The sequence below is a fragment of the Streptococcus sp. 4886 genome (genome assembly GCF_013276485.1).
In the GTDB taxonomy this organism is placed as follows: domain Bacteria; phylum Bacillota; class Bacilli; order Lactobacillales; family Streptococcaceae; genus Streptococcus.
The window spans coordinates 48,892-70,553 of record NZ_VMLD01000015.1 but is presented as its reverse complement, the minus strand read 5'-3'; the positions used below and the strand labels follow the sequence as shown (position 1 = coordinate 70,553).

At 38.7% G+C, this 21,662-nt stretch carries 29 protein-coding genes; 28 read left to right on the top strand and 1 reads right to left on the bottom strand.

Annotated elements, in window-relative coordinates:
• The first annotated feature begins 257 nt into the window (after nucleotides 1–257).
• Both polA and HT679_RS07945 read left to right on the top strand, forming a co-directional pair.
• The gene (gene polA / locus HT679_RS07950) at nucleotides 258–2,891 is read left to right on the top strand and encodes a DNA polymerase I (protein ID WP_173213983.1); all 2,634 of its coding nucleotides are present in this window, start codon (nucleotides 258–260) and stop codon (nucleotides 2,889–2,891) included.
• A gap of 84 nt (nucleotides 2,892–2,975) precedes the next feature.
• Nucleotides 2,976–3,413 (top strand): CoA-binding protein, encoded by a 438-nt coding sequence (locus tag HT679_RS07945; protein ID WP_000076477.1) that lies wholly within the window; start codon nucleotides 2,976–2,978, stop codon nucleotides 3,411–3,413.
• Between the two features lie 181 nt (nucleotides 3,414–3,594).
• On the opposite strand, the gene HT679_RS07940 is transcribed toward HT679_RS07945, so the two are convergent.
• On the bottom strand, nucleotides 3,595–4,605 hold the full coding sequence (locus HT679_RS07940) for a YeiH family protein (protein WP_173213981.1): 1,011 nt from the start codon (nucleotides 4,603–4,605) through the stop codon (nucleotides 3,595–3,597).
• A 148-nt stretch (nucleotides 4,606–4,753) separates the two neighbouring features.
• Between HT679_RS07940 and HT679_RS07935 the strand changes: the two genes are divergently transcribed.
• From HT679_RS07935 to HT679_RS07820, 26 genes are all read left to right on the top strand, one after another.
• Nucleotides 4,754–5,923 (top strand): pyridoxal phosphate-dependent aminotransferase, encoded by a 1,170-nt coding sequence (locus HT679_RS07935; protein WP_173213979.1) that lies wholly within the window; start codon nucleotides 4,754–4,756, stop codon nucleotides 5,921–5,923.
• On the top strand, nucleotides 5,920–6,690 hold the full coding sequence (recO, locus tag HT679_RS07930; RefSeq protein WP_173213977.1) for a DNA repair protein RecO: 771 nt from the start codon (nucleotides 5,920–5,922) through the stop codon (nucleotides 6,688–6,690). The genes HT679_RS07935 and recO overlap by 4 nt, the downstream gene beginning before the upstream one ends.
• Nucleotides 6,687–7,679 carry a phosphate acyltransferase PlsX gene (plsX, locus tag HT679_RS07925; protein ID WP_173213975.1) on the top strand — a complete coding sequence of 331 codons (993 nt, stop codon included), beginning with the start codon at nucleotides 6,687–6,689 and terminating at the stop codon, nucleotides 7,677–7,679. The genes recO and plsX overlap by 4 nt, the downstream gene beginning before the upstream one ends.
• Before the next feature lie 5 nt (nucleotides 7,680–7,684).
• Nucleotides 7,685–7,918 (top strand): acyl carrier protein, encoded by a 234-nt coding sequence (locus tag HT679_RS07920; RefSeq protein WP_173213973.1) that lies wholly within the window; start codon nucleotides 7,685–7,687, stop codon nucleotides 7,916–7,918.
• A 448-nt stretch (nucleotides 7,919–8,366) separates the two neighbouring features.
• Entirely contained in the window at nucleotides 8,367–9,560 is a 1,194-nt protein-coding gene (locus HT679_RS07915; protein ID WP_173213971.1) for an N-acetylmuramoyl-L-alanine amidase family protein, read from the top strand.
• A gap of 152 nt (nucleotides 9,561–9,712) precedes the next feature.
• On the top strand, nucleotides 9,713–9,859 hold the full coding sequence (locus tag HT679_RS07910; RefSeq protein WP_173213969.1) for a smi_0057.1 family bacteriocin-like peptide: 147 nt from the start codon (nucleotides 9,713–9,715) through the stop codon (nucleotides 9,857–9,859).
• A 576-nt stretch (nucleotides 9,860–10,435) separates the two neighbouring features.
• Complete coding sequence (locus HT679_RS11415) at nucleotides 10,436–11,251, top strand: GHKL domain-containing protein (protein ID WP_240149586.1); 816 nt, start codon at nucleotides 10,436–10,438, stop codon at nucleotides 11,249–11,251.
• Complete coding sequence (locus tag HT679_RS07900; RefSeq protein WP_173213965.1) at nucleotides 11,248–11,979, top strand: response regulator transcription factor; 732 nt, start codon at nucleotides 11,248–11,250, stop codon at nucleotides 11,977–11,979. Before HT679_RS11415 ends, HT679_RS07900 begins: the two co-directional genes overlap by 4 nt.
• Nucleotides 11,980–12,973: 994 nt before the next feature.
• Entirely contained in the window at nucleotides 12,974–13,102 is a 129-nt protein-coding gene (locus HT679_RS07895; protein ID WP_000658221.1) for a smi_0059.1 family bacteriocin-like peptide, read from the top strand.
• Nucleotides 13,103–13,113: 11 nt separating this feature from the next.
• Nucleotides 13,114–13,254: a hypothetical protein gene (locus HT679_RS07890; RefSeq protein ID WP_155640144.1), complete on the top strand. Its 141-nt coding sequence runs from the start codon at nucleotides 13,114–13,116 to the stop codon at nucleotides 13,252–13,254.
• A 110-nt stretch (nucleotides 13,255–13,364) separates the two neighbouring features.
• Nucleotides 13,365–13,547 carry a hypothetical protein gene (locus tag HT679_RS07885; protein WP_050967307.1) on the top strand — a complete coding sequence of 61 codons (183 nt, stop codon included), beginning with the start codon at nucleotides 13,365–13,367 and terminating at the stop codon, nucleotides 13,545–13,547.
• A gap of 19 nt (nucleotides 13,548–13,566) precedes the next feature.
• The gene (locus HT679_RS07880; RefSeq protein ID WP_050967306.1) at nucleotides 13,567–13,755 is read left to right on the top strand and encodes a hypothetical protein; all 189 of its coding nucleotides are present in this window, start codon (nucleotides 13,567–13,569) and stop codon (nucleotides 13,753–13,755) included.
• Nucleotides 13,756–13,787: 32 nt separating this feature from the next.
• The gene (locus tag HT679_RS07875; protein WP_050207636.1) at nucleotides 13,788–13,988 is read left to right on the top strand and encodes an SPPN_00645 family bacteriocin-like peptide; all 201 of its coding nucleotides are present in this window, start codon (nucleotides 13,788–13,790) and stop codon (nucleotides 13,986–13,988) included.
• Nucleotides 13,989–14,190: 202 nt separating this feature from the next.
• A complete protein-coding gene (gene blpU / locus HT679_RS07870) occupies nucleotides 14,191–14,421 on the top strand; it encodes a bacteriocin-like peptide BlpU (protein ID WP_173213963.1) in 231 nt (76 codons plus the stop codon).
• 2 nt (nucleotides 14,422–14,423) lie between these two features.
• Complete coding sequence (locus HT679_RS11595) at nucleotides 14,424–14,549, top strand: PncF family bacteriocin immunity protein (protein ID WP_007284823.1); 126 nt, start codon at nucleotides 14,424–14,426, stop codon at nucleotides 14,547–14,549.
• Nucleotides 14,550–15,152: 603 nt separating this feature from the next.
• Nucleotides 15,153–15,740 carry a recombinase family protein gene (locus HT679_RS07865; protein WP_023935475.1) on the top strand — a complete coding sequence of 196 codons (588 nt, stop codon included), beginning with the start codon at nucleotides 15,153–15,155 and terminating at the stop codon, nucleotides 15,738–15,740.
• Between the two features lie 198 nt (nucleotides 15,741–15,938).
• Nucleotides 15,939–17,174: a CAP domain-containing protein gene (locus HT679_RS07860; RefSeq protein ID WP_173213961.1), complete on the top strand. Its 1,236-nt coding sequence runs from the start codon at nucleotides 15,939–15,941 to the stop codon at nucleotides 17,172–17,174.
• A gap of 46 nt (nucleotides 17,175–17,220) precedes the next feature.
• Nucleotides 17,221–18,618, top strand: coding sequence for an N-acetylmuramoyl-L-alanine amidase family protein (locus tag HT679_RS07855; RefSeq protein WP_173213959.1), 1,398 nt, complete (start codon nucleotides 17,221–17,223; stop codon nucleotides 18,616–18,618).
• Between the two features lie 29 nt (nucleotides 18,619–18,647).
• Entirely contained in the window at nucleotides 18,648–19,694 is a 1,047-nt protein-coding gene (locus HT679_RS07850) for a DUF6287 domain-containing protein (protein ID WP_173213957.1), read from the top strand.
• Nucleotides 19,695–20,186: 492 nt separating this feature from the next.
• On the top strand, nucleotides 20,187–20,315 hold the full coding sequence (locus HT679_RS07845) for a smi_0059.1 family bacteriocin-like peptide (RefSeq protein WP_000658221.1): 129 nt from the start codon (nucleotides 20,187–20,189) through the stop codon (nucleotides 20,313–20,315).
• Nucleotides 20,316–20,326: 11 nt separating this feature from the next.
• Nucleotides 20,327–20,482, top strand: a complete 156-nt coding sequence (locus HT679_RS07840; protein ID WP_171039272.1) for a hypothetical protein — start codon at nucleotides 20,327–20,329, stop codon at nucleotides 20,480–20,482.
• Between the two features lie 34 nt (nucleotides 20,483–20,516).
• Entirely contained in the window at nucleotides 20,517–20,711 is a 195-nt protein-coding gene (locus HT679_RS07835) for a class IIb bacteriocin, lactobin A/cerein 7B family (protein WP_000180815.1), read from the top strand.
• Nucleotides 20,712–20,738: 27 nt separating this feature from the next.
• Nucleotides 20,739–20,939: a hypothetical protein gene (locus HT679_RS07830; protein WP_023940558.1), complete on the top strand. Its 201-nt coding sequence runs from the start codon at nucleotides 20,739–20,741 to the stop codon at nucleotides 20,937–20,939.
• 8 nt (nucleotides 20,940–20,947) lie between these two features.
• Entirely contained in the window at nucleotides 20,948–21,115 is a 168-nt protein-coding gene (locus HT679_RS07825) for a class IIb bacteriocin, lactobin A/cerein 7B family (protein ID WP_001047583.1), read from the top strand.
• A gap of 3 nt (nucleotides 21,116–21,118) precedes the next feature.
• Entirely contained in the window at nucleotides 21,119–21,334 is a 216-nt protein-coding gene (locus tag HT679_RS11410; RefSeq protein WP_138705309.1) for a bacteriocin immunity protein, read from the top strand.
• A gap of 80 nt (nucleotides 21,335–21,414) precedes the next feature.
• On the top strand, nucleotides 21,415–21,594 hold the full coding sequence (locus HT679_RS07820; RefSeq protein WP_173213956.1) for a hypothetical protein: 180 nt from the start codon (nucleotides 21,415–21,417) through the stop codon (nucleotides 21,592–21,594).
• Nucleotides 21,595–21,662: the final 68 nt, after the last annotated feature.

Here is a 21,662-nt window from a genome sequence, read left to right as displayed (position 1 = left end):
GGTAAATCCAACATATCGCGAATAAATTGACAAGTGATTTCCGGATTGCTAAAGATTTTCTTAGCTACCAAATCATTGGTCGGGCTAATGCCCGGATGACGTACAGTCATATTTCTTCTCCTTTCATTATAGCACATTTTTAAATCTAGGTTTACTAGATTCTCTGGCTCTATCTATTTATTCGGAAAAAGTTTGAAAAATACTTGCTCTAGCTCTTTCCAATGGTATTTTTCCCTGCTTTCCTTTATAATGGGTGTATGGATAAGAAAAAATTATTATTGATTGATGGGTCTTCTGTTGCTTTTCGGGCGTTTTTTGCGCTCTATCAGCAGTTGGACCGTTTTAAGAATGCGGCTGGTTTGCATACCAATGCCATTTATGGCTTCCAGTTGATGTTGAGCCATTTGTTGGAGCGGGTTGAGCCGAGCCATATTTTGGTGGCTTTTGATGCGGGTAAGACGACCTTCCGTACAGAGATGTATGCGGACTATAAGGGTGGTCGGGCTAAGACTCCTGATGAGTTTCGTGAGCAATTTCCCTTTATTCGTGAGTTGCTGGATTATATGGGGATTCGTCATTATGAGTTGGCTCAGTATGAGGCGGATGACATCATTGGGACACTGGATAAACTAGCAGAGCAGGATGGTTTTGATATTACCATTGTCAGTGGGGACAAGGACTTGATTCAGCTGACGGATGAGCATACGGTGGTTGAAATTTCCAAGAAAGGTGTGGCTGAGTTTGAGGCCTTTACGCCAGACTATCTCATGGAAAAGATGGGCATCACACCGATGCAGTTTATCGATCTCAAGGCGCTCATGGGTGATAAGTCGGATAATATCCCTGGGGTTACTAAAATTGGTGAAAAGACGGGTATCAAGCTCTTGCTGGAGCATGGCTCACTCGAGGGGATTTATGAGAATATCAATGGGATGAAGGCTTCTAAGATGAAGGAAAATCTTATCAATGATAAGGAACAGGCCTTTTTGTCTAAAACACTGGCGACCATTGATACCAAGGCACCGATTGAGATTGGTTTGGAGGATTTGGTCTATAGCGGTCCAGATGTGGAAAATCTTGGGAAATTCTACGATGAGATGGGCTTCAAACAACTCAAGCAGGCTTTAAATGTGTCGTCAGCTGATGTGGCTGAGAGTTTGGACTTTACTATTGTTGACCAAATCAGTCAAGATATGCTGAGTGAGGAGTCTATCTTCCACTTTGAGCTTTTTGGTGAGAATTACCATACGGATAATTTGGTTGGATTTGCCTGGTCTTGTGGGAAAAAGCTCTATGCCACAGACAAGCTTGAGCTGTTGCAAGAGCCTATTTTCAAGGACTTCTTAGAAAAAACACCTTTGAGAGTTTATGACTTTAAGAAGGCTAAAGTTCTTTTGCATCGTTTTGGTGTGGATTTGCAGGCACCTGCTTTTGATAGCCGTTTGGCTAAATACCTCCTTTCGACTGTGGAGGACAATGAAATTGCGACCATCGCTAGTCTTTATGGTCAGACTTATTTGGTTGATGATGAGACTTTCTATGGTAAGGGTGTCAAGAAGGCCATTCCTAAACGCGAGAAATTCTTGGAACACTTAGCTCGTAAGCTTGCAGTTTTGGTTGAGACTGAGCCTGTTTTACTTGAAAAACTTAGCGAAAATGGGCAATTAGAGCTTCTTTATGATATGGAGCAACCTCTGGCTTTTGTCCTTGCTAAGATGGAAATTGCTGGGATTACGGTCAAGAAAGAGACCTTGCTTGAGATGCAGGCTGAAAATGAGCTTGTCATTGAAAAATTGACTCAGGAGATTTACGAACTGGCTGGTGAGGAGTTTAATATCAACTCGCCTAAGCAGTTGGGAGTGCTTCTCTTTGAAAAATTGGGTCTTCCTCTGGAATACACTAAGAAAACCAAGACAGGTTATTCGACAGCCGTGGATGTCTTGGAACGCTTGGCTCCTATTGCTCCGATTGTTAAGAAAATTCTCGATTACCGTCAGATTACCAAGATTCAATCCACTTATGTAATTGGCTTGCAGGACTGGATTTTAGCTGATGGCAAGATTCATACGCGCTATGTTCAGGATTTGACCCAGACTGGGCGTCTGTCTAGTGTGGATCCAAACTTGCAAAACATTCCTGTGCGTTTGGAGCAGGGCCGTCTCATTCGTAAGGCTTTTGTGCCTGAGTGGGAGGATAGTGTGCTGCTTAGTTCGGACTACTCACAGATTGAATTGCGCGTTTTGGCGCATATTTCTAAGGATGAGCACTTGATTAGGGCCTTCCAAGAGGGTGCTGACATTCATACTTCGACAGCCATGCGGGTCTTTGGCATTGAACGTCCTGAGGATGTGACTGCAAACGACCGTCGAAATGCCAAGGCGGTCAACTTTGGAGTGGTTTACGGGATTTCAGACTTTGGTTTGTCTAATAATCTGGGCATCAGCCGTAAGGAGGCTAAAGCCTACATTGATACCTACTTTGAACGCTTCCCGGGTATTAAAAACTACATGGATGAAGTGGTGCGTGAGGCGCGTGATAAGGGCTATGTGGAGACACTCTTCAAGCGTCGTCGTGAGTTGCCAGATATCAATTCGCGCAACTTCAATATTCGTGGTTTTGCAGAGCGGACAGCTATCAACTCACCTATCCAGGGTTCGGCAGCAGATATTCTCAAGATTGCCATGATTCAGCTGGATAAAGCCTTGGTTGCAGGTGGTTATCAGACTAAGATGCTTCTGCAAGTGCACGATGAAATCGTCCTTGAAGTTCCTAAATCTGAATTGACAGAGATGAAAAAATTGGTCAAACAAACCATGGAAGAAGCCATTCAACTCAGTGTTCCCCTCATCGCAGATGAGAATGAAGGGGCAACCTGGTACGAGGCTAAATAAAAAGGGGACTAGTCCTCCTTTTTTGTAGTAGAATTATGCAAGCCTTTTCAAAATGTGCTATACTGATGAAAAAGGAGGATTTCTATGAGTCAAGAATTTATCAATCCAAGTGATGGCGTGATTCGTCAGTATCTCGCAACGAGTAAAACCCTAGCTGTGGTGGGCTTGTCAGACCGTGAAGAAACAACTAGCAATCGAGTGACCAAGGAAATGCAGGCTCGGGGTTATAAAATTATTCCAGTCAATCCCAAGGCGGCAGGTGGTGAAATCTTGGGTGAAAAGGCTTATGCTAGCCTAGCAGAGATTCCTTTTCCTGTAGATATTGTCAATGTTTACCGTCGCAGCGAGTTTTTGCCAGATGTGGCGCGTGATTTTCTCAAGGCTGATGCTAAGATTTTTTGGGCACAGCTAGGACTTGAAAGTCTAGAAGCGGAAGAGATTTTGCGTGCTGGTGGATGCGATGACATTGTGATGAATCGCTGCATCAAGAGAGAACATACTCGCTTAATTGAGGAAGCATAAGAAAAGGTAGCTGATGGGCTACCTTTTGTGTTATACTCAATGAAAATCAAAGAGCAAACTAGGAAACTAGTCGCAGGCTGCTCAAAACACTGTTTTGAGGTTGTAGATAAGACTGACGAAGTCAGTCACATATATACAGCAAGGCGACGTTGACGTGGTTTGAAGAGATTTTCGAAGAGTATTAGAAAATGCCGATAAGGGTCTGCATACCAAGACTGGTGAGGATGATGGCAATCCAGCAGACGGCTCCGAGAACAATGGATTTTCCACTGGATTTGACCATAGCGACCAGATTAGTTTTGAGACCGATAGCACTCATGGCCATGATAATGAGGAATTTGGAAAGTTGTTTGAGAGGGGTAAAGAAACTACTGGACACACCGAAATAGGTCAGGAGGGTGGTTAGGAGAGATGCAAGGATAAAGTAAAGGATAAAAAGTGGGAAGACTTTTTTCAGTTGCAGGCCTTGCTTATTTTTTTGTTCACGACTTTGCCAGTAGGAGAGAAAGAGAGTGATGGGGATGATAGCTAGGGTGCGCGTGAGTTTGACAATGGTTGCGGATTCGAGGGTATTGGTCTGGTAGAGACTGTCCCAGGCGCTGGCGGTAGCAGTTACAGAGGAAGTATCATTGACCGCAGTTCCTGCAAAGAGGGCGAAGCCTTCATTAGATAGATGAAGCCAGGTGCCGAGGGTTGGAAAGATGAGCGCAGCCAAGACATTGAAGAAAAAGATAACGGAGATAGCTTGGGCTACTTCCTTTTCCTTAGCATGGATAACAGGCGCTGTCGCCGCAATGGCAGAACCCCCACAGATAGAAGAACCCACTCCAATCAAGGTAGCCAGTTTTGTATCCAGTGCAAAGAAGTGCTGGAAGAGGTAGGCAACAATCAAGGCTATTGAAATGGTGGATAGGATGACAGGGAGTGAAGATTGCCCAACTGCGAAGACTTGCGAGATATTGAGACCAAAACCAAGTAAGATAACGGCATACTGGAGCAATTTTTTAGAACTAAAGGTCAATCCAGCATCCAGTTGTTTATAAGACGAGAGAAAGGGATGTAGGAGCATGCCTATGAAAATGGCAAAAACAGGCGCGCCAATCACAGGGAAGAATCCTCCTAAGTACCAAGATACGATAGAAATGAGAAGGCAGGCCAAGATACCTGCTCCATTTTTTGATAGAAATGACATAAAAACCTCCAAATAGAATCTGTTATCATTATAGACCTATAAACAGGAAAAGTAAAATAGAAAGTGGAAAGCTATTCTCTAATGTATTTTTGCGGTCGGGGGGCTTTTGTAGTATAATAGAGATACGTTTTTACAGTAGGAGGTATCTATGGACTTAACTAAGCGCTTTAATAAACAGTTAGATAAGATTCAAGTTTCGTTGATTCGTCAGTTTGACCAGGCTATTTCGGAGATTCCTGGGGTCTTGCGTTTGACCTTGGGGGAACCTGATTTTACAACGCCAGATCATGTCAAGGAGGCGGCCAAGCGAGCGATTGACCAGAACCAATCCTACTATACAGGGATGAGTGGTCTGCTGACTCTACGTCAGGCGGCCAGTGACTTTGTTAAGGAAAAGTACCAACTGGACTATGCTCCTGAAAATGAAATCTTGGTCACTATCGGAGCGACAGAGGCTTTATCTGCTACTTTGACGGCTATTTTGGAAGAGGGAGACAAGGTACTCTTGCCAGCTCCTGCTTATCCGGGTTATGAACCGATTGTCAATCTAGTTGGGGCAGAGATTGTCGAGATTGATACGACTGAAAATGGTTTTGTCTTGACTCCAGAGATGTTGGAGAAGGCCATTTTGGAGCAGGGTGATAAGCTCAAGGCGGTTATTCTTAACTATCCAGCCAATCCGACAGGAATTACCTATAGTCGGGAGCAGTTGGAAGCCTTGGCAGACGTTTTACGCAAGTACGAAATTTTCGTTGTCTGTGATGAGGTCTACTCAGAATTGACCTATACGGGCGAAGCCCATGTGTCTCTAGGAACCATGTTGAGAGGTCAGGCTATTATTATCAATGGTTTGTCTAAATCGCATGCCATGACCGGTTGGCGTTTGGGTCTGATTTTCGCTCCTGCGGCCTTTACAGCCCAGCTAATCAAGAGTCACCAATATTTGGTTACTGCCGCAAATACCATGGCCCAACATGCTGCAGTAGAAGCCTTGACGGCTGGTAAAAACGATGCGGAGTCTATGAAGAAGGAATACATCCAGCGTCGGGACTATATTATCGAAAAGATGACTGCTCTTGGTTTTGAGATTATTAAACCAGACGGTGCCTTCTATATCTTTGCTAAGATTCCAGACGGCTACAATCAAGATTCCTTTGCTTTTCTGAAGGATTTTGCTCAGAAGAAGGCCGTTGCCTTTATCCCTGGTGCAGCCTTTGGGCGTTACGGGGAAGGTTATGTTCGCCTATCTTATGCAGCCAGCATGGAGACGATCAAAGAAGCCATGAAACGACTTGAGGAGTACATGAGAGAAGCATGATTCAGTCTATCACGAGTCAAGGCTTGGTGCTCTACAATCGCAACTTTCGTGAAGATGACAAGCTCGTCAAGATTTTTACAGAGCAGGCTGGTAAGCGCATGTTTTTCGTTAAACATGCTGGCCAGTCTAAGCTGGCCCCTGTTATTCAGCCCTTGGTGCTGGCTCGATTTCTCTTGCGAATCAATGATGATGGGCTCAGTTACATTGAGGACTATCATGAGGTCATGACCTTTCCCAAGATCAATAGTGACCTCTTTGTCATGGCCTATGCGACCTATGTGGCAGCTCTTGCCGATGCTAGTTTGCAGGACAATCAGCAGGATGCTCCCTTGTTTGCTTTTTTGCAAAAGACTTTGGAGTTGATGGAAGCGGGCTTGGATTATCAAGTCTTGACCAATATTTTTGAAATCCAAATCTTGACTCGATTTGGAATCAGCCTCAATTTTAATGAGTGTGTCTTTTGTCATCGGGTCGGTCAGGCTTTTGATTTTTCTTTTAAATATGGAGCCTGCCTCTGCCCAGAGCATTATCATGAGGATGAGAGACGTTGCCATCTCAATCCCAATATCCCTTATCTGCTCAATCAATTTCAAGCCATTGATTTTGAGACTTTGGAGACCATTTCGCTCAAGCCTGAAATCAAGCAAGACTTACGCCAATTTATGGATCAACTCTACGAAGAGTACGTTGGGATTCACCTAAAATCAAAGAAATTTATTGATTCCCTAGCAGACTGGGGACAATTACTAAAAGGGGAAAAGAAATGAAAAAAATCGCAGTAGATGCCATGGGAGGCGATTATGCACCTCAGGCCATCGTTGAGGGTGTCAATCAAGCCCTAGCTGACTTTTCAGATATCGAGGTTCAACTCTACGGAGATGAAGCTAAAATCAAGCAATATCTGATAGCCACAGAGCGCGTCAGCATTATCCATACGGATGAGAAGATTGATTCAGACGATGAACCTACGAGAGCTATTCGGAAGAAGAAAAACGCCAGTATGGTATTGGCAGCCAAGGCTGTCAAAGAGGGTGAAGCAGATGCTGTTCTCTCAGCTGGGAATACAGGTGCTTTACTAGCAGCAGGATTTTTCATCGTGGGTCGTATCAAGAACATCGATCGTCCTGGGCTTATGTCAACCTTGCCGACTATTGATGGGAAAGGTTTTGACATGCTGGACCTCGGTGCTAATGCAGAAAATACAGCCCAGCACCTCCATCAATACGCGGTTCTAGGTTCTTTCTATGCTAAAAATGTCCGTGGCATTGCGCAACCACGTGTTGGCTTACTTAACAATGGAACAGAGAGTAGCAAGGGTGACCCGCTTCGTAAGGAAACTTACGAATTACTAGCAGCTGATGAAAGTTTAAACTTTATCGGAAACGTGGAAGCGCGTGATTTGATGAATGGCGTTGCGGATGTTGTCGTGGCAGATGGTTTCACGGGAAACGCTGTGCTTAAATCCATTGAAGGGACAGCCATGGGAATTATGGGCTTGCTCAAGACAGCTATTACAGGTGGTGGTCTTCGAGCGAAACTAGGTGCTCTCCTTCTTAAGGATAGCCTCAGAGGTTTGAAAAAACAGCTCAACTACTCAGATGTTGGTGGAGCAGTCTTATTTGGTGTCAAAGCACCTGTTGTCAAGACTCATGGTTCAAGCGATGCCAAGGCTGTTTATAGTACAATCCGCCAGATTCGTACCATGCTAGAGACAGACGTAGTTGCCCAGACTGCGCGTGAATTTTCAGGAGAATAAAAGAGATGACAGAAAAAGAAATTTTTGACCGTATTATGACCATTATCCAAGAGCGACAGGGAGAGGACTTTGTCGTGACAGAATCCTTGAGTCTAAAAGATGACTTGGATGCGGACTCCGTTGACTTGATGGAGTTTATCTTGACACTGGAAGATGAATTTAATATCGAAATCAGCGATGAGGAAATTGACCAACTCCAAAGTGTAGGAGATGTGGTTAAAATCATTCAAGGAAAATAGAAATCGGAGTTCCAAGGCATTTGCTTTGGACTTTTTTATTTGGCTTAATACTCTTCGAAAATCTCTTCAAGCCACGTCAGCTCTATCTGCCACCTCAAAACAGTGTTTTGAGCAACCTGCGGCTAGCTTCCTAGTTTGCTTTTTGATTTTCATTGAGTATAAGTGACCGTTTAGGAACAGATTTAGTCTTTCTAGGGACAGTAGAAATCTGAGGAGAAATAGGGGATATAATGGAGTTAGAAAAAATCAATCTCCAAAAAGGAGAAAAAAGAAAGGATTTTTATAGAGTTATAGCAATATGGTATAGCTCAAAATACAATTTGTAGGTATTGATAACATTGTCTAATCTTTCACAATATTATTGACTTTGACAATGAAAAGTATTAGAATATAGCTAAATAAAGAGGGGAAGCCCTCTTATAGCTATTCAATAAAGGAGGAAATGGCTATGAAAAAATCTAAACTACTCACACTTGGTTTGCTTGCAGGTGCTGGTCTACTTTTATCTATCAACCAAGCACAGGCTGCAGATACTTGGGTTAAAAATGGCACTGACTGGAATCTTTCTCAAGATGGTAGTCTCGCTAAAAATAAATGGGTACAAAACGCAGGTTCTTGGTATCACTTCGACAGCACTGGTAAAATGCAGACAGGCTGGCTCAAAGACGGTGATACGTGGTATTCCCTAGCAGATAGTGGCGCTATGCGTACTGGCTGGTACAAGGAAGGTAGCACATGGTACTCACTAGCAGATAGTGGCGCCATGCGTACAGATTGGTACAAAGAAGGGTCTACATGGTATTACCTCAAAGACAGTGGCGCTATGGCAACAGGATGGGCAACTGCAAATGGTCAATGGTCTTACTTTGAAAAATCAGGTGCTATGGTCGCAGATAGAGCTGTCCCAGCCAGTGATGGGGAAAGTTATGTTATTGGTAAGGATGGTTATATGTTGACCAAACTCCCTAGTCAGGTTGAACAATCTCAAGCGGATGATACAATTATCACAAATATTGTTACTTTGTCTGATGGGTATGATTATCATCTTATTTATAGAAAAAATGGGGTCGTTGTTGAAAAGAATGCCTGGTATATAAAACCTGAGTTTAAGAAGTTTTCTAATAAATATGGGGATGTGGTTTCAAATACAACCTTAGCTCTAGTGGATAATAAAGAAGAAGGACAAGAAATTGATCCTAAAGCTGTTATTCATAATTTCCAAAATCTACCAGGTCGATATTACTTTGGAGCAGATGGTCGTAGAGTATTACCACTTCCAGAGATGACAACTAGATCAGAAATCAAAAAAGTTGGTAATGATCTTTATCTAGAAGACCCAGGTGCACGACTTCGTCTTGGAGCTACCCACTTTACAATCAATAACAATAAATTATACTATCTAGAAAATGAGCAAGGTAAGCTTAAAACAGGTTACTTTGTATTGATTGATGATGGAGCAACCACTACTCACTATCACATCCTTGCCTATGCGGATCAATCTGGTGAGATTCTGAAGATGAAACGCTTGCCATCAGGAGTTTCAGATTATCTTGATAAAGAAATTGATGGTTTCTATGGTCAAAAAATTAAGATTGAATCTCCACACTCAAACGAATATTATAAAGTGGTTGTGGTTAAATAAAAATAACATCTTCACAACTAATCGTTAACACTCTAACCAATATACCATTTTCAGGAGGCTTTAGATTTCTTGTATTTTAAAAGGAAACTAAAGCCTTTTGTAGATGAAGCAGGGGATAGAGTTATCTATAAAATAATGAAAAGGAGTCTGTCATGGAAATGAAAAATACATTTGTAGAATTGGAACAATTTGAAGAGTTAACCTCAGAGGTATTGGAGGAAGTGAATGGTGGAGGGATTTTTGAAGATACTGTAAAATGGTGCAATAAATTATTTGGTACGGGTAGACACGTTGCTTAAATTCACAGTATTAGTTAGAGATTAGATTTATTTATGCTTATTTTAGAATTCTTATTTTCTGTGATATATCTACTGTTGGTAGTCGTTTCAACCATAGTGCCTACTATTTATTTGGGCGCTCAAATTTCCCCAGAATTTTATAAAAAACGTTATTGGATACTTATATTTTTAATTAGTTTATCTGCTCGTCAAACATTTGGAGAATTATTTCATATAGGAGTTCTTATCTACTTTTACTGTATTTTTTTATTAGTATTGCACAAGGGAAAAGGGGAATCTCTTTTTCTTTCTCTGTATCTTTTTCTGTATCTTTTTCTCTTCTTTCAAAGTATTCGTTATTTATTTTTGACAATTTGGATTCGTGTATTATCTGGTGAGCATTGTTGTTTCGTAGATTCGTTTTCTACTTTATATATATCTATATTTGATTTATTATCAATCTTTCTATGTTGTAAAATTATGAAGCGTTGGTCTTTGGATTTGGATTTATTCTTTTCAGATGCTTTCAAAACCCACTATCGTAAGAGCTTTTTCATTATCCTACCTCTGACTGGATTTAGGATATTCTCTTCGTTCATGACCAATAGAAATAGTTCTTTTTACGTTCGCTTTGACACGACCATTTCTCTCCTGATTTTCATTCTCTTTTTCTCCTGGCTCTTTTATATCAGACACTTAGAGCAGGTTTATCGTGATGAGCAGACCATTCAGAGACAGGAAGAAGAAAATCGTTCCTTGCAAGGGATGGTGGATAAGTTGGGTCATCTCTATGATGAGGTTCGAGGTTTCCGTCATGATTTTGCAGGGATTGTCGCTAGCATGGAGCCTGCCATAGCGAATCAAGATATGGCTGAGGTGTCTACCATTTATCAAGATGTCTTTCTGAAGACCAATGAAAAGCTGAGAAAGGCGGACTACACGGCCTTTAATCTTCACAATATCCATGACATAGCCATTCGTAATACCTTGGCAAAAGCCATGATTGTGGCAGATAATCAGGGAATTCATTTTAGTTTGGAGACGGTGGGGGTTGTCGAAGAGCTGGCTTTGCCTATGTTGGAGGCTATCCGTATCCTCTCTATCCTCACGACAAATGCCTTAGAGGCAGCCAGTGAGGCGGAAAATCCGCAGATTAGGGTTGCTTTATTGGCAAGTGATAGGAGTGTCCGTTTTATCATTGAAAACACTCGTAAGAAAGAAGAACTGAATCCCAGCATTCTCAGTCAAAAGGGGTATTCTACAAAGGGTAACCACAGTGGACTGGGCTTAGCGACCTTGGAAGATATGGTTTTTCATTATGATTTAAACTTAGATACCCAGCTAGGAGAGACGACTTTTAGACAAGATTTAGAATTGCCGTTTAAGGATGAGAGACGAGGGGGAGAGGAATGAGAATTTTAGTTTTGGAAGACGATAGAGTCCAGCAAGGACGGATAGAGCAGACTTTACTAGATATTGGTCGCACTCGCAATTTGAGATTGGAAATTGATATTGCTAAAAACTATGGAGATGTTGAAAAGTATTCTCAGTATTTTGACCATTACCAGCTCTATTTATTGGATTTAGAGATTGATGGAGAGCGTGAACGGGGCTTTCGGGTTGCTCAACAGGTTCGGGAGCGGGATCCTTTTACAAGCATTGTCTTTGTGTCCACGCACTCGGAGTCCTTGCCTCTAGCTTTTCGCTACCACTTGTCTGCCTTGGATTTTATTTCTAAGGATCAGCCAGAGGAAGATTACCGTCATCAGCTGGAGCGCTGTCTGGACTATGTACTGGCAGTAGATAAGAGGGAAAATATGCGTCTCTTTACCTATAGTTTTGAGGGAAGACGGGGCTTCACTCTGCCCTACCATGAAATTTTAGCCTTTGAAACTTCAGTGGAATCCCATCGTATCAAGGTCTATTATGCCAATCATTCTATCAAGACCATTTATGGCAGTCTCAAGGATATCGCTGCCAAGGCTGAAAAAGATTACTTTGTCTATGCCAATCGCAATACGTTAGTCAGTTTACAGGCTATTGAAGAGATGACTGCGACAGAAGTGACTCTGTTAGAAGGTCTGCACTTCCCCGTATCACGAACAGCCAGAAGAACCCTTAAAAAACATCTCAATGTCTAATATCTGTTAGACTTGTATGAATTTATCAATAAGAATGTCGGAAAATTTTCTGATATTCTTATTTTTTTGGATTCTTTCTCGAATAGATAAGTAAGAGGAAACAGAAAGGAGCCTAGTTCATGTTTATATCAATGTTCTACCCATGGTTCACTGAGTTATTTTTTAAATAAATTGAATTTAGTTGTACATTTTCGAAATTTTTTTCGAATAGATAAGTAAGAGGAAACAGAAAGGAGTCTGGTTTATGTATCTACCGATTTTCTATTCATGGTATATTAAATTATTTTTGAAATAAAATTTGATTTAGTTGTTTATTTTCGAATTCTTTTTCGAATAGATAAGTAAGAGGAAAAAGGAAGGAGTTTGGTTTATGTATCTACCAATCTTGTATCCGTGGTTTACTAAATTATTTTTCAAATAAATTTAATTTAGTTGTACATTTTCGAAATTTTTTTCGAATAGATAAGTAAGTAAGAGGAAACAGAAAGGAGTCTAATTCATGTATCTACCAATTTTCTATCCATGGTTTACTAAATTATTTTTCAAATAAATTTAATTTAGTTGTACATTTTTGAATTGTTTTTCGAATAGATAAGTAAGAGGAAAAGGAGTTTGCTTCATGTATCTACCAATTTTTTATCCGTGGTTTGCTAAATTATTTTTCAAGTAAATTTAATTTAGTTGTACATTTTCGAAATTTTTTTCGAATAGATAAGTAAGAGGAAACAGAAAGGAGTCTGGTTTATGTATCTACCGATTTTCTATTCATGGTACATTAAATTATTTTTGAAATAAAATTTAATTTAGTTGTTTATTTTCGAAATTTTTTTCGAATAAATAAGTAAGAGGAAAAGGAAAGGAGCCTGGTTCATGTATCTACCAATTTTTTATCCGTGGTTTGCTAAATTATTTTTCAAATAAATTTAATTTAGTTGTACATTTTCGAAATTTTTTTCGAATAGATAAGTAAGAGGAAAAAGAAAGGAATAAAATAATGAAAGAACATTATTACGGATTTGTTGAGCTAACTTCGGAAGAATTGACCGATATTCAAGGTGGAGAAAATTGGACGAAGACCCTTGTAGATTGGTACATTGGATTTCGTAGAGGTTTTGGTTTTTAGGAGGATAAGAGATGAATGAAATGAATGATAAGTATACTATTGAAGTATTAAAGGAAAGCGACTTAGCCTTGCTGGTGGGTGGTAGCAAGGAAAGCTATCAACGGGGTTTAAATACAGGTCTATGGTTCCGTCGTGCATTATTTGGATTCTAAGATAATATTTAGAGAGTAAAGGTTATCTATAACAACGAATAGAATATATGAAAAAGGAAAGACAAAAAACTACCTTTTTCAATTGTTAAGAATCAAAAAAGGAGAATAAGATGGAAAAATTTAAAAATATGGAAGATAGTTTTCATGTAATGAGTCATGAGGAAATGGCCGATGTAGAAGGAGGCTTGCTAATTGGTCTGGTAGTAGTTGGAGGAGTCGCAATTGCAGGAACATTTTTATTGGGTGCGGTAGATGGTGCTTCAGGAGCACATGCTAAGCGTCGTGGACGTTAACAGGGAAGGAAGAGCGCTGATGGAACGCATGATAGAAAGTTGGATTACTAGGGTAGAGACCTTTTACAGTTTGCAGTCAATTCCTGTAAAAGTATTGATTTTCATAGTTGGAGTAGTTGGGGTTTATGCTTTAGGGACATTACTTTTAGGACCGGTTTATTGGGCGGGACAGAAGTTTGGCGAAATGGTTTACAATTATTTATTTTAATAAAAAATTATAGATAAAGAGGAACAAATACAATGAATATGATAAAAATTGAAGAAAGATTTACAAGTCTCACAGAAAAAGATTTAGCAACAGTAGAGGGCGGTCGAGTGTCATGGAGAGGTAATATTAACATCGATGTCCATAAAGTGATTGATAGTACGGGAAGATTTTTCGGTGGTATCTATAATGCTGGTAGAGCATTTGGTCGAAATGTTTACAATGCATTTTATTAATATAGTTTATTAAAATTGATATATATTATATTTTTGAATTTATCTTCGAATTTATCTTCGAATAGATAAATAAGAGGAATACAGGGAATGATTATTTCAGTAATTCAAGATTTGGATGAAACAATTTAATAAACACCGCTATACCAAACTTGTCAAGTTTGTAACAAGACAAATATTAAAAATAAAAAAGGAGGTATTCGTTATGAATACAAAAACGATGTCACAATTTGAAATTATGGATACTGAGATGCTTGCTTGCCTTGAAGGTGGCGGATGCAATTGGGGAGATTTTGCCAAAGCAGGTGTTGGAGGAGGAGCAGCACGAGGTCTTCAGCTAGGAATTAAAACAGGAACCTGGCAAGGTGCAGCAACTGGTACTGCGGGAGGAGCTATACTTGGAGGTGTGGCCTATGCAGCGACATGTTGGTGGTAATTATGGATTTTAAAAGTTTTATTATTGGTTTAGTAGTTGGTATATTTGGTCCCTATATGGATGATTTAATTAGAAAAAAATTTTTAAAGTCTTCGGAGAAGAAAACAGAAAAATTTGTCAAAAAATAATCAAAACGATAAATGATGAATCTGATTCAAAATTATCTTGCACATGTAAAGAGGACCATCTTTCCTCTTATCAGGTAAATAGGAATCTTGCAGTAGCGAATCAAAAAAGGAGTAACTATGAATCGTAATTTAGAACGGTGTTATCTATTCTGACTAGGAATAGATCATACCAGAGGTGGCTTAGAAATAGCAGGGACATTAGAAATTGAAGTAACTTTAAATAGGATGTCGTAAATGTTGCTATCAATGATTTATTTGTCCCAAGCTTGCCTAGGGTGTCAGTAAAACATCAATTTCCTTTCATATCATATTTTTAGTAGGCAGAACGTTTGTTCTGCCTATTTTTGCTAAAAAGTGCAGTTGAAGTGTCTATTTGCATCATTTGGAGTTTTACATGTATTTTTGAAAAAAAATAGGTATAGAAATTAGGAAAGTTGAAGAAAAGGAATGAAGAAGGTCTTAGTTTGTGATTTTTTACATACTTTTAAGTCTTGATGAAGTAGCTTGAACTAATATATAATTGCTAGAAATTGAATACACTACTCCTTGAGGGCATTTTGCCCTCTTTTATATTTTACAATAAGTGTAAAAAGGATAGTTTTTATGCGTTACGGTTATGTTCGAGTATCTACAAAAGAACAAAATATTGATAGGCAATTTTCAGCCTTAGTAGAAAACAAATTATCAAAAGAGAATATTTTTATTGATTACGTTTCAGGAAAAGATTTTGACAGAATGGAATATCAAAAATTATTAACTACCTTGAAAGAAAATGATGAATTGGTTATTAAATCAATTGATAGGTTGGGAAGAAACTATGATGAAATTTTAGAACAATGGCAAGCAATTACTAAGAAAAAGAAAGTAAATATAACTGTTTTAGATTTCCCTTTATTAAATACAAAGAATAGCAATGATAATATCACAGGAAAACTAATCTCCGATATCGTTTTACAAGTCCTATCTTATGTGGCACAGTTTGAAAGAGAACAAATCAAACAAAGACAAATGGAAGGAATACGGGAAGCACAGAAAAAAGGGAAGAAATTCGGTAGACCAAAATTGGTTGTCCCGAATAATCTCCCTGATGTGATAGCTCAATATAAGAAAAAAGAAATAACCTTACGAGAAGGTGCAGACATCTTAGGAGTATCAAAAAGCACCTTTCATAATTGGATAAAAAATTCATAGTTCTTGTCAAAAAACCTAGGATTTTTTGGACAGAAAATACAGTCTATTTTAGAAGCGTTTTCGTTAGAAAAAAGGTTCTAAAATCCAGCATTTTGACCAATTATTATTACACTTTCATTTTATCAAGTTTGTCCAAAAAAGTCTAGATTTTAGGACAAACTGATTATTTTACAATAAATAAAAATAGGGGGACACGAAATGGACACCAAAGCTAAAAAGTTCACACTTGCAACGATTTCAGCTCTATCACTTCTTGGGGTAGGAATTGTTACATCACAATCAGTAGCTGCTAATGATAGGCTGGTTTCCACTCAAGCAATCAATGGTCAATCCTACAATATCTTAAACTCTGAGGTCACTAGTACTTCTTCTGGTACTACTCTAGTTGGGATTGAAGGGACTTTCTTAACGCCAGATAAACAGGCTATCTTAGATCGTATCAATGCCATTCGAAAAGAGGCAGCAGATGAAGGTCTAGTTACTAGCTATGTTCCTATCAAATGGTCAACTGCACTAGAAAAAACAGCCTTCGTTCGGGCAGCAGAAGCCTCTGTAACTAGGCATCATAAACGTTTATCTAATAAAGATATTTGGAGTGCCTGGCCTTCAGGGAATTTTTCACTAGCCGAAAACTTAGCTTGGAACTATGATGGATTTATGACAGCTATTAATCAATGGTATGACGAAAAAGCAGATTACGTCAAATCTCGTAGTGGGGCAAGTGTATCTGGTCAAACTGGACACTACGAATCCTTAATCAATTCAGAATTGACCTATATGGGTTTGGCAGCCTTTGAAAACCCTGTCACTCAAAATGGATGGATTACCGTTGCACAAAGTTTCGGAACATCATCTGGTGGCTCTGAAGAATTAGCTGGTGGTTATGGAAAGGCCATTCAATATACAGAAGCAAATTCTTCTCAGATTCAAACATTTGCGACTAAGGCGAGTCTTTTTGACAAAGACTTGAAGGCAATCGGAACTCATACTAGTAAGAAAACAAAACAAGGTAAGTCTAACGGGACTAATAAACCAGGTTTCTTTTTTCAAATGCAAGATATTGGTAGGGGTATGGGTTTTTGGCGACAATCTGGCTCTCGTTGGTGGTTTATGCAACTTGATGGGTCTTACCCTTACAATCAGTGGGCAAAATTAGATAATATATGGTATCACTTCGATAGTTCAGGTTGGATGCAAACTGGCTGGATAAAAGACAACGGCACGTGGTACTACCTCGACGGTTCAGGTGCTATGAAGACTGGCTGGCTCAAAGATAACGGTAGTTGGTATTATCTTGATAGCTCAGGTGCTATGAAAACAGGCTGGATGAAGGTATCTGGTAAATGGTACTATGCCTATAGCTCTGGTGCACTCGCAATCAATACGACGACCCCTGATGGTTACCGTGTCAATTACAACGGTGAGTGGGTCTAGGATAAGATTATAAAAAATAGATAAAAAGAAAAGGAATACAAAAATTATGAAAAAAATCGTTTTAACGACTACAGCAGTTTTATCACTCCTAGCAACAGGAGCTACAATTTCAAGTGTCAATGCAGCAAGTGGCGTCCCGATGGTCAAGTTCTGGTCTCCTGCAGCTAATGCTTATGTTGAAGAACCTGCTCCTGGTTATCGTGATACAGATTTAGTCGCAACAGATGTGACGCTTGTAGAAAAAAGAAAAGCACAACTTGGAGCATTTTCTGATGGTGAATTTACAACGGTTGATTGGGTAGATAATGCTTATAGACAAGAATTCTCTAAGCAATTTGCAAGTTTTGAATCCAACGGCATTGCTACATTTAACGGTAAAACAATTGTCTTTAAAGCAACAGATTATGGTATCTATACCATGAAGTTTGAATTAGATGGAGTTCGTTACAAACTAACAGCCGATGTTAGAGAAAACGTAGGGAAAGGGGCACCTTTTTACACTTATGTGACCAAACTAGAAGTCTTATCGACTAATCAAGCAAATACTATCTCGAATACGAGTACTGAAAAACAAATAGAAGCAACAATTACAAAGGTTGAAATTCATCATTTTGGATTTAATTTTGAAGGTGTACTCTCAGAGCCACTACAACACGGAGGAGATAATGCAGCTAGAGGAAATGTTACTCTAATTGATAAGGCTACCGGAAAGATTGTGTACCAACATAATAATGATGTCATCTTTAGTGGTCTAACTAATGACGTCAACGACCAATTTCTTTTGCCTTTAATTTATAGTAATAAATTTAAAGGGGATGTTTTCGATATCAGACAGTTTCCTGCCGGAACATACATCTTGGAGATGTCTGGAGAAGCTGGCTCTCCGCACGATCACTCAGTTGATAATAGAAAACGTGTCTTTAAAGTTAGAAAAGAGGTGACTATCGGAAATCCTTCAACAAATTCAAATACTAACACCACAACTCAATCAGGTTCGAATTCATCTAGCTCGTCAACTTCTACAAGTTCGTCATCTGGAAACTATTCTAACACGGATACAACCATGACGACCCATCAGTCTAAATCTACTTGGATGTATTCGAATGGTCGCTGGTGGTATAAACACGAAGATGGCACTTATACAACTAATGACTGGGAAAAAATCAATGGTGTTTGGTATCGTTTTGATAACTCTGGTTGGATGCAAACTGGCTGGGTAAAAGACAACGGCACGTGGTACTATCTCGACGGCTCAGGTGCGATGAAGACAGGTTGGGTCAAAGATAACGGTAGCTGGTACTACCTTCAAGATTCAGGAGCTATGAAAACAGGCTGGATGAAAGTATCTGGCAAATGGTACTATGCCTATAGCTCTGGTGCACTCGCAATCAATACAACTACACCTGATGGCTATCGTGTCAATTACAATGGTGAATGGGTATAAAAACAATTTCAAATTGTAAAATTAAACATATGAAAAAATTATTTCTATTCAGTATTAGTATTTTAGCTGTTCCTATTTTAACTGCTTGCCAAGTTCAGAGTGAAAACACTTCCTCAGCAAGTTCTGAAGCAATTGCTTCAAGTACTAGTTCAACTTCTTCTACATCGGAAGAGAAGAAACCTGATTACACCCTATATAATCCTGTCCTTAAAGAATATGCCAAAGTATTAGATGATTCTCCTGCTTCACCTACAGAGGTCAATTCAAAAGCAAACTTAAAAAACACTTATCCTAACGAATATTCTGGATTACAGTATAGCTTGTATGATTTAGACCAAGACGGTACGGACGAACTTTTGATTGCCCTAAAAATGGATTCTAACTATTACGACTTATTAGATATTCGAACTCTTAAAAATGGTGAAGTTATTCGACTGACCAATGCAGAAAACAATCTGGACTTTATTGGAGAGCGAGTACATTTTAATCCTTTAGAAAAGGGTTATTTTCAATTATCTACCCGAGTATCTATTAATCAAATCCAACTTAAACTATACAAGTTGAATCAGGATGGAACACGGTTAGAACTAGTCATTGAATCAGATACAGAAGAGGGACTGGGGACAAAACCACCTTCCCTTGACATAAGATCTTTCTCTTGGAAATCTGTGACAAGTCTCATAAATGGAGAAACAACCCTTCCGTCAGAAAGTAAAGGGATGGATATTTCTGCAATTCAAAATGGAGATTTTTCTAGTGTCGCAGGCACTTGGAGGAATCGTACAGGTATTGAATTCACCTTTGACAAAAATGGTTTAGTAAGTGATCATTCCAAGATTTCAATTGAATATGCTAAAGAAATTGACCACTATCTTAAGGCAAATTCTATTTCGAAAGATGGAGGTGCTGGTGCAGCTATTGCTTTTTTACCAGCAGGAATCCCTATAACCATGTCTGTCACCTCTTCTGCAGATAATGGCTATACCGACTCATCTGATATTACACAAGACCGCTTATGGTTTGGACACCAACTTATCAATGGTAGTACCGAGGGATTTTTTTACAAGGTAGAATAGTTTTAATAGACTTACAAATTTATCAATAAGAATGTCGGAAAATTTTCTGATATTCTTATTTTTTTGACTTCCTTTTCGAATAGATAAGTAAGAGGAAAAAGGAAGGAGCCTAGTTCATGTTTATATCAATGTTCTACCCATGGTTCACTGAGTTATTTTTTAAATAAATTTAATTTAGTTGTACATTTTTGAATTGTTTTTCGAATAGATAAGTAAGAAGAAAAAGAAAGGAGTCTGGTTTATGTATCTACCGATTTTCTATTCATGGTACATTAAATTATTTTTTAAATAAAATTTAATTTAGTTGTACATTTTCGAATTATTTTTCGAATAGATAAGTAAGAGGAAAAAGAAAGGAGCCTAGTTCATGTATCTACCAATCTTGTATCCGTGGTTCATTAAATTATTTTTTAAATAAAATTTAATTTAGTTGTACGTTTTCGAAATTTTTTTCGAATAAATAAGTGAGAGGAAAAAGAAAGGAATAAAATAATGAAAGAACATTATTACGGATTTGTTGAGCTAACTTCGGAAGAATTGACCGATATTCAAGGTGGAGAAAATTGGACGAAGACCCTTGTAGATTGGTACATTGGATTTCGTAGAGGTTTTGGTTTTTAGGAGGATAAGCGATGAATGAAATGAATGATAAGTATACTATTGAAGTATTAAAGGAAAGCGACTTAGCCTTGCTGGTGGGTGGTAGCAAGGAAAGCTATCAACGGGGTCTAATTACAGGTCTATTGTTACGCGGTGTATTTATTGGAACCCCATTTTTTAGAAGATAAGATTTAGAAAAAATAGAACAAGAGGAGAAAAAAGATGACAAATTTTGACAAAATGGAACAGAACTTTGTAGCTCTTACAGAAGAAGAGTTGATGGATGTGGATGGGGGAGCATTGCCTCTTGTAATCGCCGGAGTGTCTATCTGGAAGATAGGTGCAGCAGTAGCAGGTGGAGCAGCAGCGCTTTTTGCTGGAGGAGCAGCTTTGGGGTATTATGCGAATAGACCATAATCTGATTGTAGTCAGAGAGGCATTTCTATGTTTTTAAAAAAAGAAGTGATATTATTAGGGGTATTGTTATCGCTACGTATTATTTTTACTATCGTTCAAATTTTAATTGACTATAAAATATTATCTGGACAGTATAGTGTAAATTTTATGGATATTTCAGAAGTATTTACTTATCCAATACTCATTTTAATCATTTACATAGCAATAAAATATAATACAAAGGAGTAATGACGAATATGAACTTAGAACAATTTTATCAATTATCTGACGATGAATTAGTGGGAACAAAAGGTGGTTTTGGTCTTGCGGAAGCAGTTGGGATTGCAGGAGTACTGAATGCTGCTGTACAAATTTTTAATGCTGGTTACAAATTTGGTTCAGATTTGGCTCGTCGTGGGCGTTAGATAATGAATAATCGCAACCTTAATCTCAATACATTGTTACCTAAACTAGCCACGATATTTCCTTTGTTGGGAATAATTCTTAATGTCGCGCTTCATGTGATTCGTACAGGTTCGTTAGTATCCTTTAATTGGCAATGGACTTTGGTTGGTTTGCTTTTCTCAGCATATTTTGGTATTTTTCGCAAAGATTTGTCAAAAAATAATCAAAACTATAAATGAAGAACATGAATCAAAAGGATTTTGTGTATATGAATGGTAGCGTTTTTCCGCCATTCTTGTCAGGTAAATAGGAGCTTTCTATGAAAACATTTTTATTAGGCTTTGCTGAGGGTTATTTTACCGTATCGCTCATAATCTACATCGCAACGTATTTGATTTTGAGAAATCCAATCAATACCCTATTTTATCCAGAAATTTACCCTGTTTTATTTGGGTTCTTTTATCTAGGATATAAGGTCAATAAAAAGCGAGTAGAGTAAACAGTTAAGAATGACTTGTTAGTCTGCGCTGAAAATAGCTAGGCTAGAATCTAAGAATGCATCACATT

Bases quoted from the DNA above. Each gene is read 5' to 3' on its own strand.
- HT679_RS11595 (WP_007284823.1), top strand. From the start codon at position 14,424: ATGGATTTTAAAAGTTTTATTATTGGTTTAGTAGTTGGTATATTTGGT.
- polA (WP_173213983.1), top strand. From the start codon at position 258: ATGGATAAGAAAAAATTATTATTGATTGATGGGTCTTCTGTTGCTTTT.
- HT679_RS07915 (WP_173213971.1), top strand. From the start codon at position 8,367: ATGAAAAAATCTAAACTACTCACACTTGGTTTGCTTGCAGGTGCTGGT.
- HT679_RS07920 (WP_173213973.1), top strand. From the start codon at position 7,685: ATGACAGAAAAAGAAATTTTTGACCGTATTATGACCATTATCCAAGAG.
- HT679_RS11410 (WP_138705309.1), top strand. From the start codon at position 21,119: ATGAATAATCGCAACCTTAATCTCAATACATTGTTACCTAAACTAGCC.
- HT679_RS07940 (WP_173213981.1), bottom strand. From the start codon at position 4,605: ATGTCATTTCTATCAAAAAATGGAGCAGGTATCTTGGCCTGCCTTCTC.
- HT679_RS07875 (WP_050207636.1), top strand. From the start codon at position 13,788: ATGAATATGATAAAAATTGAAGAAAGATTTACAAGTCTCACAGAAAAA.
- HT679_RS07820 (WP_173213956.1), top strand. From the start codon at position 21,415: ATGAAAACATTTTTATTAGGCTTTGCTGAGGGTTATTTTACCGTATCG.
- HT679_RS07825 (WP_001047583.1), top strand. From the start codon at position 20,948: ATGAACTTAGAACAATTTTATCAATTATCTGACGATGAATTAGTGGGA.
- HT679_RS11415 (WP_240149586.1), top strand. From the start codon at position 10,436: ATGACCAATAGAAATAGTTCTTTTTACGTTCGCTTTGACACGACCATT.
- HT679_RS07835 (WP_000180815.1), top strand. From the start codon at position 20,517: ATGACAAATTTTGACAAAATGGAACAGAACTTTGTAGCTCTTACAGAA.
- HT679_RS07840 (WP_171039272.1), top strand. From the start codon at position 20,327: ATGAATGAAATGAATGATAAGTATACTATTGAAGTATTAAAGGAAAGC.
- HT679_RS07850 (WP_173213957.1), top strand. From the start codon at position 18,648: ATGAAAAAATTATTTCTATTCAGTATTAGTATTTTAGCTGTTCCTATT.
- HT679_RS07880 (WP_050967306.1), top strand. From the start codon at position 13,567: ATGGAACGCATGATAGAAAGTTGGATTACTAGGGTAGAGACCTTTTAC.
- HT679_RS07935 (WP_173213979.1), top strand. From the start codon at position 4,754: ATGGACTTAACTAAGCGCTTTAATAAACAGTTAGATAAGATTCAAGTT.
- HT679_RS07900 (WP_173213965.1), top strand. From the start codon at position 11,248: ATGAGAATTTTAGTTTTGGAAGACGATAGAGTCCAGCAAGGACGGATA.
- HT679_RS07860 (WP_173213961.1), top strand. From the start codon at position 15,939: ATGGACACCAAAGCTAAAAAGTTCACACTTGCAACGATTTCAGCTCTA.
- HT679_RS07865 (WP_023935475.1), top strand. From the start codon at position 15,153: ATGCGTTACGGTTATGTTCGAGTATCTACAAAAGAACAAAATATTGAT.
- HT679_RS07855 (WP_173213959.1), top strand. From the start codon at position 17,221: ATGAAAAAAATCGTTTTAACGACTACAGCAGTTTTATCACTCCTAGCA.
- HT679_RS07895 (WP_000658221.1), top strand. From the start codon at position 12,974: ATGAAAGAACATTATTACGGATTTGTTGAGCTAACTTCGGAAGAATTG.
- HT679_RS07890 (WP_155640144.1), top strand. From the start codon at position 13,114: ATGAATGAAATGAATGATAAGTATACTATTGAAGTATTAAAGGAAAGC.
- HT679_RS07830 (WP_023940558.1), top strand. From the start codon at position 20,739: ATGTTTTTAAAAAAAGAAGTGATATTATTAGGGGTATTGTTATCGCTA.
- HT679_RS07845 (WP_000658221.1), top strand. From the start codon at position 20,187: ATGAAAGAACATTATTACGGATTTGTTGAGCTAACTTCGGAAGAATTG.
- blpU (WP_173213963.1), top strand. From the start codon at position 14,191: ATGAATACAAAAACGATGTCACAATTTGAAATTATGGATACTGAGATG.
- recO (WP_173213977.1), top strand. From the start codon at position 5,920: ATGATTCAGTCTATCACGAGTCAAGGCTTGGTGCTCTACAATCGCAAC.
- HT679_RS07910 (WP_173213969.1), top strand. From the start codon at position 9,713: ATGGAAATGAAAAATACATTTGTAGAATTGGAACAATTTGAAGAGTTA.
- HT679_RS07945 (WP_000076477.1), top strand. From the start codon at position 2,976: ATGAGTCAAGAATTTATCAATCCAAGTGATGGCGTGATTCGTCAGTAT.
- plsX (WP_173213975.1), top strand. From the start codon at position 6,687: ATGAAAAAAATCGCAGTAGATGCCATGGGAGGCGATTATGCACCTCAG.
- HT679_RS07885 (WP_050967307.1), top strand. From the start codon at position 13,365: ATGGAAAAATTTAAAAATATGGAAGATAGTTTTCATGTAATGAGTCAT.